General features: G+C 67.6%; 8 protein-coding genes. 2 read left to right on the plus strand and 6 right to left on the minus strand.

Going from position 1 to position 12,852, the window contains the following annotated elements; all coding sequences use genetic code 11:
- Window positions 1-6: 6 nt before the first annotated feature.
- Genes aroC through aroF form a run of 5 tightly spaced genes read right to left on the minus strand, consistent with a single transcriptional unit; the run spans window position 7 to window position 5,310 of the window.
- Window positions 7-1,110 (minus strand): chorismate synthase, encoded by a 1,104-nt coding sequence (gene aroC / locus D7D26_RS07935; RefSeq protein ID WP_120372684.1) that lies wholly within the window; start codon window positions 1,108-1,110, stop codon window positions 7-9.
- A 2-nt stretch (window positions 1,111-1,112) separates the two neighbouring features.
- Window positions 1,113-2,378, minus strand: a complete 1,266-nt coding sequence (gene aroA, locus D7D26_RS07940; RefSeq protein WP_120372685.1) for a 3-phosphoshikimate 1-carboxyvinyltransferase — start codon at window positions 2,376-2,378, stop codon at window positions 1,113-1,115.
- Window positions 2,375-3,472: a 3-dehydroquinate synthase gene (gene aroB / locus D7D26_RS07945; protein ID WP_078015466.1), complete on the minus strand. Its 1,098-nt coding sequence runs from the start codon at window positions 3,470-3,472 to the stop codon at window positions 2,375-2,377. Before aroB ends, aroA begins: the two co-directional genes overlap by 4 nt.
- Window positions 3,473-4,312 carry a prephenate dehydrogenase gene (locus D7D26_RS07950; RefSeq protein WP_120372686.1) on the minus strand — a complete coding sequence of 280 codons (840 nt, stop codon included), beginning with the start codon at window positions 4,310-4,312 and terminating at the stop codon, window positions 3,473-3,475.
- Window positions 4,309-5,310 (minus strand): 3-deoxy-7-phosphoheptulonate synthase, encoded by a 1,002-nt coding sequence (aroF, locus tag D7D26_RS07955; protein ID WP_120372687.1) that lies wholly within the window; start codon window positions 5,308-5,310, stop codon window positions 4,309-4,311. The genes D7D26_RS07950 and aroF overlap by 4 nt, the downstream gene beginning before the upstream one ends.
- A gap of 401 nt (window positions 5,311-5,711) precedes the next feature.
- On the opposite strand from aroF, the gene D7D26_RS07960 reads away from it, so the two are divergent.
- Entirely contained in the window at window positions 5,712-6,836 is a 1,125-nt protein-coding gene (locus D7D26_RS07960) for a PDZ domain-containing protein (protein ID WP_120372688.1), read from the plus strand.
- 16 nt (window positions 6,837-6,852) lie between these two features.
- Complete coding sequence (locus D7D26_RS07965; RefSeq protein WP_120372689.1) at window positions 6,853-7,230, plus strand: RidA family protein; 378 nt, start codon at window positions 6,853-6,855, stop codon at window positions 7,228-7,230.
- Between the two features lie 262 nt (window positions 7,231-7,492).
- Here the strand turns inward: D7D26_RS07965 and D7D26_RS07970 are convergent, their stop codons facing one another.
- Window positions 7,493-12,841, minus strand: coding sequence for an autotransporter family protein (locus D7D26_RS07970; protein WP_120372690.1), 5,349 nt, complete (start codon window positions 12,839-12,841; stop codon window positions 7,493-7,495).
- Window positions 12,842-12,852: the final 11 nt, after the last annotated feature.

Genomic DNA, 12,852 nt, shown 5'->3' on the forward strand with positions numbered 1-12,852 from the left:
CATTTTTCATTCGGCTCCTTTGAGCGGTTCGTAATTTCCCGGAAGCAGGGCGTCGCAGAGGGCGACGGCGGCGGCCGCTTCGACGACGGGGACGGCGCGCACGGCCGCGCAGGGATCGTGACGGCCTTTGACTCTCAGCTCCGTGGGCTGCATGGTCCTGAGGTTGAGGGTCCGCTGCGCGCGGGCGATGGAAGGCGTCGGCTTGAAGGCGGCGCGGAAGATCAGCGGCATGCCCGTGGAGATGCCGCCGAGAATGCCGCCGGCGTGGTTCGTGGCCGTGCGTACGGCGCCGTCTTCGCACACGAACGGGTCGTTGTGCTCGCTGCCCCTCATGGCCGCGGCCGCGAAACCGCTGCCGAATTCCACGCCCTTGACGGCGGGAATGCCGAAAAGCAGCGAGGCGATCCCGCCTTCGAGCCCGCCGAACATCGGCTCGCCGAGCCCCGCCGGCAGGCCGACGGCGGCGCATTCGACCACGCCGCCGAGCGAATCCCCCGCGGCGCGGGCGGCCTCGATCGCCGCGGCCATGCGCGCCCCGGCGGCCGCGTCGAGCACCGTCAGCGGCGAGAAAAGGCGCGCGTCGAAATCGGACCGGGAGACGGACACGGCGTCGAAAGCGCGATCCTCCACGCCGCCGACGCTCCTGAGATGCGCGCCGACGAAGATCCCCCGCGCCTCGAGGATTTGCAGACAAACGCCGCCGGCCGCGGTCAGCGGCGCCGTGAGCCGGCCGGAAAAATGGCCGCCGCCCGAGGCGTCCTGAAAGCCGCCGTACTTGACGGCACTCGTGTAGTCGGCGTGCCCCGGCCGCGGCACGTCCCGAAATTCGGAGTAATCGCCGGGCCGCGCGTCGGCGTTGCGGATGATCAGGCAGAGCGGAGAGCCGCACAGCCGCCCGCCGGCAAGACCCGAAAGGAACTCGATCCGGTCGGTCTCGCGGCGCGGCGTCGCCAGCGGGCCGCCGGGCGCGCGGCGTTTCATGAAGGCGTCCAGCCGCTCCATGTCCACGCGGAACCCGGCCGGCAGCCCCTCGATCACGGCGCCGACGGCGGCCGAATGGGACTGCCCGAAGATGGAGAGGCGGATGCGTTCCCCCCAGCTTGAACTCATGATCATGCCTCCGTTCTGACGACGCCGCCGAGCGCGGCGAAGTCGCCGAAAAAGCCCGGATAGGACTTGTCCACCGCTTCCGCGCCCGTGATCGTCACCGTCTCGGAACACAGCACCGAGGCGGCCGCGCCCAGCATGGCGATGCGGTGATCGTCGCACGCGTCGACGATGCCGCCGCGCAGCGAGCCGCACCCGTCGATGAGGATGTAGTTGCCGTCGGGCACCGCGTGTCCCCCCAGAGCGTTCAGCGCGCCGCAGACCGAGGCGACGCGGTCGCTCTCTTTGAGCCGCAACCGCCCGACGTTCGCGATCGCCGTGCGCCCCTTGACCGCCGCCGCGGCGACGGCCAGCGCGGGCACCAGATCGGGCGTGTCGCTCGCGTCGATGCATGTTTCGCGCAGCTCCGCCGGCGCCGCCGCGATGGAATCGCCGGCGATCGAGACCTCGGCCCCCATGCGCCGCAGGAACTCCGCCACGGCGCTGTCGCCCTGCAGCGACGGCAGCGCCAGCCCCGTGACGGCGAGCTTTGCGCCGGCCGCCCCGGCGCAAAGCCAAAAGGCCGCGTTGGACCAATCGCCTTCGGCTCTCAGCTTGGCGGGGGCGACGTATCGCTGCGCGCCGGAGACGGAGAAGCCGCCGACGGAACGGCCGACGGTGATGCCGAAAGCCGCCAGCGCCGCCAGCGTCATGTCGACGTAACCGGCCGATTCCAGCCGGTCGGCGATGAGGACGCGGCTGCTGCCTTCGAGCAGCGGCAGCGCAAAGAGCAGTCCCGTGAAAAACTGCGACGACACCGTGCCGGGCAGACGGTACCGGCCCGCCGTCAGCCGCCCCTCGACGACGGGGTGAGCCGTTCCCTTGCCGGTGATGACGGCGCCGTGCCGCTCCATTTCGTTCCACAGATCGTCCATCGGCCGCGACGGCAGTTTGCCGTGCAGCGTGAAGCGCGCCTTTCGCCCCAGCGCGGCCGCCAGCGGCGTCATGAACCGGTACGTGGAGCCGCTTTCCCCCGGGTCGAGTTCGACCGCGCCGCCCGCGTTCCGGTCCAGCGGCGTGACGGCGATGGCGCTGCCGTCGAAGGCGATCCCGGCTCCCAGCGCTTTCAGGCAGCGCACCGTGGCCTCGATGTCCTGCGAGACGACGCGGCAGGGCAGCTTCGCCGGCCGGTCGCCCAGCGCGGCGCAGATCAGCAGACGATGGACGTGCGACTTCGAAGGGATGGCGGCGATCGTGCCGCTCAGTTTGCGGGGTGTGATGGTGACGATCATGCCGTGACGCCCTCCGTTTCGTCCGCGGACAGGGCTTCGAGCCCGTCTTCGAGGAATTCTCGCGCCTCTTCGAGCATGACCTTGCGCCGCTCCACGCTGCCGATGCCGCGGGGAAGCACGAGCGTGACCGTGTCGGAAGCGCGCTTTTTGTCGGCGAGCATGCCCGCGAAAAGTTCGTCGGCTCCGAACCGGGTCGTCTGCGGCAGGCCGCGCCGCCGCAGGGCGCCGGACAGCTGGACGAGCGTCTCCGGCGCGCAGATGCCGCGTTTGGCGCTGGCGGCGGTGATGATCATCATGCCGATGGCGACGCAAAAACCGTGCGGGATCGAAAAGCCGCTGCATTTTTCCACGGCGTGACCGAACGTGTGCCCGAAGTTGAGGATCTGGCGCAGCCCCGTCTCCTTCTCGTCGCGGCGCACCACGTCGCGTTTGATCTCCACGCAGCGGTGCACGATCCCGGCGATCTCGGCGGCGCCGAGGTCGGGCTTGCACGCCGCGCCGAAAAGTTTGGCGTCGCGGATCATGCCCGTCTTGACGATCTCGCCGAAGCCGTTGGCCAGCTGCTCTTTCGGCAGCGTCGCCAGCGTTTCCGTGTCGTAGAGCACCAGATCGGGCTGATAGAACGTGCCGACCAGGTTTTTGCCCGTCTCGAGGTCGATGGCCGTCTTGCCGCCCACCGATGAGTCGACCGCGGCCAGCAGCGACGTCGGCAGTTGTACGAGGCCGATGCCGCGCATATACAGCGAGGCCGCCAGCCCGCCCAGGTCGCCGACGACCCCGCCGCCGAGGGCGAAGAGCGTGTCGCTGCGGATCATGCGCAGCGCGGCCATGCGGTTGAGCAGGTCGAGGAGCGAACGCATGTTCTTGTTCCGCTCGCCGGCGGGAACGACGTGCAGGGTCGGCCGGAAGCCGGCGCGTTCCAGCGAGTCGGCGACGCGCCGCGCGTAAAGCGGCGCCACGTTGGCGTCGGAGACGATCAGCGCCTGACCGGCGCCGCGCAGGGGCGCGGCGATCTCGCCGGCGGCGCCGAGCAGATCGGCGCCGGTGTGCACGTAGTACTTCTTCGAAGGCGTGGAAACTGTGACGCTGTTCATTTATCCGTCCACCTCTTCCTTTCTCCGGCGTCCCTCTTCGAGCAACCGCCAGAGCCGTTTTTCGTCGCCGGCGGCGATGGCGTCGCGGTACTGCCGCAATTCGCCGAGAATCTGGTCGATCTCGGAGAGCAGATGATCGCGGTTTTCGAGGAACAGATCCGTCCACATCGTCGGGTTGAGCCAGGCCACGCGGGTCAGGTCGCGGTAGGAACCGGCGGAGAAGCCGCGGTGCTCGCGCGCCGTCGGGCTCTTCACGTAGGCGTTCGAGACCACGTGCGCCAGCTGCGACGTGAAGGCGATCAGCCGGTCGTGATTCTCCGCCGTCGTCACGGCGAGGCGTTGGAACCCCGCCGGCATCACGAAACTCCTGACGCGCTCCAGCAGCGCGACGTCGTCGTACACGCGCGGCACCACGACGAAACTGGCGCCGCGGAACATGTCGGCGCGGCTGTTTTTGAAACCCCAGCGGTGCGTGCCCGCCATCGGGTGCCCGCCGGCGTACTCGAAACCGTACCGCCTGGCGAGTCGAAAGCCGGTTTCGCAAATGCGGCGCTTGATGCCGCAGCAGTCCATCACCAGCGCCGCCGCCGGAATGAAGGGCGCGTTCGCCTCCAGCCACTGGCAGGAAAGTTCCGTGTGCAGGCAGACCAGCACGCCGTCGCATTTCTCCAGCGTCTCGCGGTCCAGCTCGCCGTCGATGGCCCCCAGCAGCCGGGCGAATTGCAGCGTGGACTGATCCCGATCGGCGGCGTAGACGGCAAACGTCTCGTCGGCCGCCTTGTAGGCGCGCGCGAACGAACCGCCGATCAATCCCAGCCCGACGATGCCGATCGTCTTCATGCCAGCGCCTCGCGCACGGCGCGCACCTTCCGCGCCGCCGCGTCGAACTGCTCGGGCGTCAGCGACTGGGCGCCGTCGCACAGCGCGTGGGCGGGATCGTTGTGGACCTCGATGATCAGCCCGTCGGCGCCGGCCGCGGCGGCGGCGTAGGACATCGGCGCCACGTAGCGCGAGTAGCCCGTGGAATGGCTGGGGTCGATGATCACGGGCAGATGGGTGAGCTCGTGCAGCACGGGCACGGCGGAAAGATCGAGCGTGTTGCGCGTGTAGGTCTCGAACGTGCGGATGCCGCGCTCGCAGAGAATGACGTTCTCGTTGCCGCCGGCCATGATGTACTCCGCGCTCATCAGCAGTTCCTTGAGCGTGTTGGCCAGCCCCCGCTTGAGCAGGATCGGTTTGCGGCAATGCCCCAGTTCCTTGAGCAGATCGAAGTTCTGCATGTTGCGCGCTCCCACCTGAAGCACGTCCACCTCGGCGAACAGGTCGAGATCGTTGATGTTCATGATCTCCGAGACCAGCGGCAGCCCCGTTTCCTTCTTGGCCTCGAGCAGCAGCCCGATCCCCTCGCCGCGCAGCCCCTGGAACGCGTAGGGCGACGTGCGCGGCTTGAACGCGCCGCCGCGCAGCATCGTCGCGCCCGACGCCTTGACGGCTTTGGCGATCGAAACGATCTGCTCGCGGCTTTCCACCGAGCAGGGGCCGGCGATGATCTGGAAATGGCCGCCGCCGATCTTGACGCCGCTCACGTCGACGACGGTCGGCTCCTCGTGGAACTTGCGGTTCGCCTTTTTGAACGGATCGCTGATGCGCGTGACGCGCTCGACGATGGACAGGCTCTCGAGCATCTCGATGTCGACCTTGCTGACGTCGCCGATGAGGCCGATGATGGTGTGGAACTCGCCCTGCGAAACGTGGCAGGAGAGCCCCATGCCCTCGAACCATTTGCAGAGACTGTCGCGCTGCTCCGGGGTGGTGCCGTTCTTCAAGACTGCGATCATGTGAAACGCCTCCTTAGGAAATCGTCGAAACCGTCTCGTCCTCCGCGGACGGAAAAAAACAAGGCCGTGCAGCGATTCTGCACGGCCTTATGACTCTCCGAAAAAAACTGCGTTTTACCGATCAGCTTTTTGGCAGCACAAAATCACTTTTCTGGAAGCTCCAAAAAAGTAAAAGTAATAGCATTCGGCTGCAAAAAAGCTGACGTTCATCATCAGGAACGCTCCATCATGCCTCTGTGGGCAGGATACTTTTCGATGTTGCTAAGTATACTGCGCCTCCCCCGGAATTGTCAATTATTGCGAAGATCGCGGGACGATCGCGCAAACGGCGGTGGCTTTTGCCGCGTTTCTGCCTTAAAATAGCTCCAGATTCCCCCAACGACTTTCAAGGAGGCATGCTGATGAAAAAGTTTCTGGCCTGTGCGGTCGTTTTTCTGAGCGCCGCGGCGCCGGCGGCCGCGTCCGAGTCGCTCACGGTCTACGGCTTCGACGCCGCCCAGATGCAGCGCTTCATCCTGGCGACGTTCGACGGTTCCGCCCGCATGGACGTGATCGAGCAGAACGACGCCGTGCTGGCGCTGGCGAAAGAGATCCCCGCGTCCCGCGTGGAACATTTGATGCCGGAATACCGCGTCCCCTCGCGCGACCCCCTCGTTCCCGACCGCTGGGAACGCGAGCCCGTCGACTTCGCCGAAGAGCGGGCCACGTTCAGCTTCCGTCCCTCCCGCGACGGCGGCCTGACCGTGACGATGCGCGCCGACCTCGTCGCCAACCCCGGCATGTGGCGCCGGGAACGCACCGTATCGCGCGACTGCGGCGATTTCCACGCCTACGCCCGCTACGCCCAGGCCTTCTTCACCGGCGGCTGGGGCTCGGGCATGGATCTCGAAGAGCGGAACGGCCGCATGTACGTGCTCGACGTGCTCGAAGGCAGCTCGGCCTGGAACGCCGGCATCCGCGAAGGCGACCGCATCCGCGTCATCAATAAGACCCCTGCCGACAGCGTGGCGCTCGATTATTTCGGCCGCAAATACCAGTGGAGCGACTACGGCAAGCCCTTCACCGTCGAGATGGAGCGCCCCAACGGCGAACGCTGGCACGCCGAGCTGAGCAACGACTACATCCCCGCTCAGACGGCGCGGCTCGAACGATTCTTCGGAGTGAGCGGCGTCCAGCCCGGCCGGACGCGCGAAGAAGTGGAAGCCTCGACGCGGCGCTGGGTCTCCCCCGAGGAGAAAAGGGCGCGCGAAAATGCCCCCGCCGTACCGTCCAGCGGCATGGAATTCAACGACGCCGGCCGCGTCGCGTCGGTCGCGCCCGGTTCGCCGGCCGATCTTGCGGGCGTGAAGCCCGGCGACGTGATCGTCGAGCTCAATCTGGTCAAGTTCGGCGACACGGGCGCGGCGAAAGCCCGCGAAACCATCGAAAAGCGCGTCGCCGGCGGCCTGACGGCCATCCTCGACCTGAAGCGCGGCGGTGCGACCGTCACCGTCCGGGTGAAAAAGCCCGCCGCGGGCAAAAAATAAAAGGAGCGTGCGTTCGATGAAAGAAATCATGCAGGTCAAAGGCCTGAAACCCCGCGGGCATTACGCGCTGGCGCTGATCCACGACGGACTGATCTTCATCTCCGGCCAGCTCTCCAAGGATCCGGAAACGGGCGAGAACCGACCCGGATCCATAAAAGATGAAACCATGCGCGCGCTGAACAACGTCGACCTCATCCTCAGAGAGTGCGGTTCCTCGCGCGACAAGGTGCTGAAGACCACCGCCTTCGTCGGCGGCGAAGACGACTGGGCCGCGGTGAACCAGTGCTACGCCGAGTTCTTCGGCGCCCGTCACCCGGCCCGCTCGATCGTCCCCGTCGGCGCGCTGAACGCCGGCCTGAAAGTGGAGATCGAAGTCATCGCCGCCGTCGAGTAATACTACTTCTTAATTAAAAGGCCGAACATAAGGGCGCTGCGAAGCGGAGAAAAACGAAAAAACGGTTTCATGGAAATACCGTGTCCGCGGGTTTCTCCGCGTCGTCGTGTTCGCGCGGCGTTTTTCGATGTTCCACGTGGAACATTTTCCGCGGATCGTTGCGGCGTCGTGGTTTGGTTTGTATGGGAAAAAGGAGGATCGCCGATTTCCGGCGATCCTCCTTTTGTTGTGTTGCGACGTCTTTGCGATTTCGCGTCGCTCGCTAGAAGTCCCAGCGCACCGTGGCGCCGACGCCGAGATCCTTCTGGTTGCTCGAGAACTGTCCCGACAGGTTCAGCCCCAGCGTCATGTTCTTGCGTTTGCCTTCCAGCTGCAGCGCCGTGCGGAAGCTGTTCTCGTCCGTCACCGCCGCGGTGAAGTCCATGGCCGGCAGCGTTGCGCCGCTGCCGAGGAAGCGCAGGCGGGAATCGATGTCCGTGTCGCCGAAGGCGCGCACGTAGGCGATCTCCAGCGACGGTTTCAGCTCCCAGTCGCCGCGGTTCTTCAGGTTCCAGTCGAAGCGCACGCCCAGAGGCAGCGTCCACTGGTCGACGGAGGAGTCTTCGGAGCGGATTTTCTGCTCGATGAAGCTGCCCTTCATGTCGTAAGCGTCCTGGTCGTAGCGGCTGAAGCGCAGGCCGAGGAACGGCGTCACCTGCATGGCGCCGCGGGCCGGCAGATGCCAGTTGGCGCGTACGCCCGCCGTCGCTACGTGTCCCTTGACGCCGTCGGCGCTGAACGAGCCGCCCGACAGATTCGCCGTCACGTCCGTGTCGAACCAGTTGTAGCCGAGGTCGCCCGTGAACTCCCAGGCTCCGCGTTTGAAGCCGCCGTACAGGCCCACGCCGATGAACTTGCCGTCGGCGTCGGAGCCGTACGCGCCGTCGATGTCGTACTTGCCCAGCTGCACGGCCAGACCCGTGGTGAAGCCGCGGCGCGTGAAGTCGCCGCCGATCGTGGCCCCGTAGGACTTGGTGGTGCTGTCCTGCTCGAAGACGCCCTTGGCGCCGGCCACGGTCATGCCGTCCACGTCGCTGTGCCCGTACCAGATCGAGCCCCACACGCCCTTGTCGGCCGCGGGAGCGCCGGCGTCAGGCACGAAGTTCATGCGCCCGAGACTGCTCAGGTCGCCGGTGGCGTTCTGGCGGCTGGAAGCGCGCGCGTTGAGCGTGCCCGCGAAGGAACGCGAGAGCGTCAGCGCCGTGTTGGCCAGCGACAGCAGCGCGGCCGGATCGGATTCCATGCGGAAGCGGTCGGTGAACGTCACCGTTCCCTCGTCCCACAGCGTCACGTAGCCTTCCGTGATCGGATCCCACGCGCCTTCGGGCGCGTAGGCGAGCGCCGCCTCGTCGAAGATCGCGCCCGCGTAGGGCTGCGTGTGCCAGTTCATGACGGGGCCGTAGCCGGCGAAGCCGTCGACGATGCGGTAGGGGATGTTCAGCTCCGCCTTCTGCACCATCAGCGCCGCGCCCTTTTCGACGTTCAGCGCCGCGCTTCCCGTGCCGCGCACGACGGCCATGCCGCCGGCCGTCCGCGTCCCGTCGGCGACCAGCTGCGAAGCCGCGCCGGCCGTGAAGGACTCCGTCACCGCCACGTCGAGATTGGCGAAGGCCGTCTTGCCCGATCCCGTCAGCGCCAGCGCCGGCGTGCCGATCAGATGCGGCGCGCCCGCCGTCGAGACGAAGGCGTAATCCTTTGCCCCCGCCACGGTCATCGCGCCGGGCAACACCACGGGATCGACCACGTCCACGACGTATTCTTTCGCCGTATCGTCAAAGGCGACGCGGTCGGCGTTAAAGAATTTCTCGGCGGCGCCGTTGCCGTCTTTCCAGTTTTGCGTTGCGTCGATGTCCCAATCGGCGTTGGTCGTGCCGTTCCAGACCAGATCCTTGCTGTCCTTCACGTCGAGGTAGTAGTGCCGCGCGTCGCCGTCCACGTCGAAGCCGACGGAGGCGTTGCGGTATTTCGTCGCCTTGAAGGCGCCGCCGCCGGTGATGGCCGGGCTTTCCACGGTCATGAAGTAATGTTTGCCGTCGCCGGAAGCGCCGAGGACCATCGCTTCGGAATCGTTTTTCAGGTCGACCGTATCGGCGGCGATGCGGAACAGTCCGCCCGGCTCGCCCTTCTCGCCGACGAACGCTTCGACCGCCGTCAGGTCGGCCGCGCCGCCCGCCGGAGTGAAGATCTTGGCGACGGCGTCGGGAACGCCCGCCTCGCTCAGCGCCAGCTTCTGGTCGACGAGTTCTGCGCCTTTGACGCCCAGCAGCGTTTCGCTCTCGATCGTCAGCGTGCCGCGGAAGACCGCGTCGTCGCCGGCGCTCATGAAGGCGACGCGCCCCTGCGGGGCGATCAGATTCAGATTGCCGAACGTGTAGACCGCGCCGCCCAGCGCCAGCGTGCTGCCGGAAACCTTGTTGCCGGCGAAGGTGACGTTGCCGTCCGACTCGATGTCAACGTTGCCGAAGCCCGCCACCGCGCCGCCCAGCGCCACGCCCAGGTCGCCCTCGGCGGCCGCTTCGTTGGCGACGAAGTTGACCTCGCGCCCGGCAAAAATGTCATCGGGCATGAACGCCGCGCCGCCCGCCGCGAAGGCGATGGAGCGCGCGCTCAGCGCCGCGTTCGCCAGCGCCTTGAGCCCTTCCTCGTTGGCCGGGTCGAGCGAACCGACCAGGTTCACGGCCAGCTCCTTGAGCGCGTCGCCCTCGATGCTCAGCGGGATGCCCGTGCTGTTGCGGGCCAGCGCCCGGTTGCGGGTGAAAGCGACCTCGTCGGGATAGTTCGTATTGTCCGTGGAGAAGTCCGCCGTCGCGCCGCCCAGCGCCGCCGCCAGCGAGCCGTCGGCCGACGCCCGGTTGTCCGCGAACAGGACCGAGCCGCCGTTGGGAAGCGCATCGGCGGTGACGATTCCCGCGCCGCCGATCGCCGCGGCGACCGAGCCGCTCAAACTCGTCGTCCCTTCGCCGAGCGGCGGCATGCCGCCCAGCTTCAGCCCCGCGACGCTGAGCGAGAGTTTCTCGCCGCCCAGCGCCTCGGCGCGGTTGTTGCGGAACTGCGCCGACACAGGATTGCCCGTGCCGGGGTCGGCGACGGTCATCATCCCCGCGCCGCCGATGGCCGCGGCCAGGCCGCCCTGCGCCAGCGCGGCGTTGTCCGATACGACGAGCTTCTCGGTCTCGATCCGGCCGTCTCCGGCGATCGCGCCGCCGAACGCCGCCGCGATCGGGGCGCGCCCTTCCAGTTTGCCGAGCGAAACGGGCAGAGGCAGGACGCCCGGCAGATTGAGTTCGAGCCCTTCAACGTTCAGCTCCGCGCCGCCCGCGGCCTTGGCAAAGGCCGTGTTGTTCGCGACCGAAACGCCCTGCGGCGCGATCAGTTCGATGCCGCCAAGGCCGGCCAGGCCGCCGCCCAGCGCCGCGGCGATGCCGCCGGAAGCCGCCGCCGTGTTGCCCGACAAGTCGATCGTCTCGTCGGCATTGGCTTCGATGCCGACGATGCCCGCGCCCGCGCCGCCGATCGCCGCCGCCACGGGCAGCTTCAGCGCGAAGGCGCCGAGCGAAGCTTTCGCGCCGGGAGCGGCGAAGCCGAGGTCGAGCGACAGGCCCTTCGCCTCGAGCGACAAACCGCCTTCCGCCGTCGCGGAAACGGCGTTGTCCTTCATCTCGACGGTTTTTCCCTTCAGCGTCGCGCCGTCGAAATCGGCGAAACCGCCGCCGGCCGCCGCCGCGAGACCGCCGGAAGCCGACGCCGCGTTGCCGTTCAGGGCGAGCGTTTCGCTCCCCGCGTCAAGATCCGTGCCGACGCCGAGCACGCCGCCGCCCAGCGCCGCGGCGAGGGAACCCTGCAGCGACAGGGAATCGAGCGACTGTTTGTAGTTCGGCGTCGCCGGGTCGGCGTCGTCGTCGTAAACGACGGAGACGCCCTCCAGCCCCAGCAGCTCGAAGTTCGCCGCCGTCGCCTGTGCGGCGTTGCCCGTGACGGAAACGCCCTTCGGCCCCGTCAGTTTCACGCCGCCGAAGCCGGCCAATCCGCCGCCCAGCGCTCCGGCGATGCCGCCGGACGCCGCAGCCGTATTGCCCGACAGTTCGACCGTCTCGTCGGCGGTGACGTCGATATAGCTGACGGACGCTCCCGCGCCGCCAACCGCCGCCGCCAGGGGCAGGCGCAGCGCGCCTTTTTGCAGCTTCAGTTCGGGGAACGGAGGCAACACGCCGTCAAGCGCCAGCCCTTCGACGGTCAGCGCCACGTTTCCGTTTGACGCCGCCGACGCCGAATTGCCCTTCAGCGCCGCGGATTTACCGGTGATCTCGATGTCACTGATCGAGGCCAGACCGCCGCCGGCCGCCAGAGCGAGCGCGCCCGACGCCGCCGCCGAGTTGCCCGACAGCAGAACAGCGCCGTCGTTGCCTTTTACTTCGATCCAGCGGCCGGAGAAAGCCGCGCCGCCGGCCGCCATGGCCAAAGAACCTTCGAGGGAAACGCCGTCGAGGATCTTTTTCGGTCCCGGCAGCGCCACGGCCCCGACTTTCAGACTCAGCGGGCTGTTTACCTGGGCCGAGGCCGAGTTGCCCGCGAGAGCGACGCCCTGATCGCCGTCGAAATCGACGTTCCCCATCACGCTGAGGGCTCCGCCGCCCAGCGCTGCGGCGATGCCGCCCGACGCCGTAGCCGAGTTGTTCGAAAAGTCCACCGCGCCGCTGTTGCTGACGATTTCCGCCGGTCCCGTCATGGCCGCCGCCGCGCCGCCGCCGGCAAGCGCCAGCGAGCCTTCGAGAGCGACGTTTTCAACCGTGGCGACGCCCGTTACCTCGAGTTTTTCGACAGACGCCTTGAGCGGCGAGGCGACCTGCGCCGAAGCGGAGTTGCCCGTGACGCCGACGTCTTTGTCGCCCGCAACGGAGACGTCGCTCATCACGCTGAGAGCGCCGCCGCCCAGCGCCGCGGCGATGCCGCCCGACGCCGAGGCGGAGTTGTTCGAAAAGTCCACCGCGCCGTTATTGCTCCACACGTGCGCCTTTCCGTCGCCGGCTGCCAAAGCGCCGCCGCCGGCAAGCGCCAGCGAGCCTTCGAGAGCGATAGCGTCGGCTTTGACGGAGCCCGCGTCCAGCGCCTCAACGGAAGCTTTGAGCGGCGAGGCGACCTGCGCCGAAGCGGAGTTGCCCGTGACGCTGACGTCTTTGTCGCCCGCAACGGAGACGTTGCTCATCACGCTGAGAGCGCCGCCGCCCAGCGCCGCGGCGATGCCGCCCGACGCCGAGGCCGAGTTGTTCGAAAAGTCCACTGCGCCGTTATTGCTGACGATTGCCGTCGGTCCCATCATGGCCGCCGCCGCGCCGCCGCCGGCCACGGCCAGCGAGCCTTCGAGAGCGATAGCGTCGGCTTTGACGGAGCCCGCGTCCAGCGCCTCAACGGAAGCTTTGAGCGGCGAGACCACCTGAGCCGAAGCGGAGTTGCCCGTGACGCTGACGTCTTTGTCGCCCGCGACAAAGACGTCGCCCATCACGCTGAGAGCGCCGCCGCCCAGCGCCGCGGCGATGCCGCCCGACGCCGAGGCCGAGTTGTTCGAAAAGTCCACTGCGCCGTTAT

Source organism: Pyramidobacter sp. CG50-2 (genome assembly GCF_003612005.1).
Taxonomy (GTDB): Bacteria; Synergistota; Synergistia; order Synergistales; family Dethiosulfovibrionaceae; genus Pyramidobacter.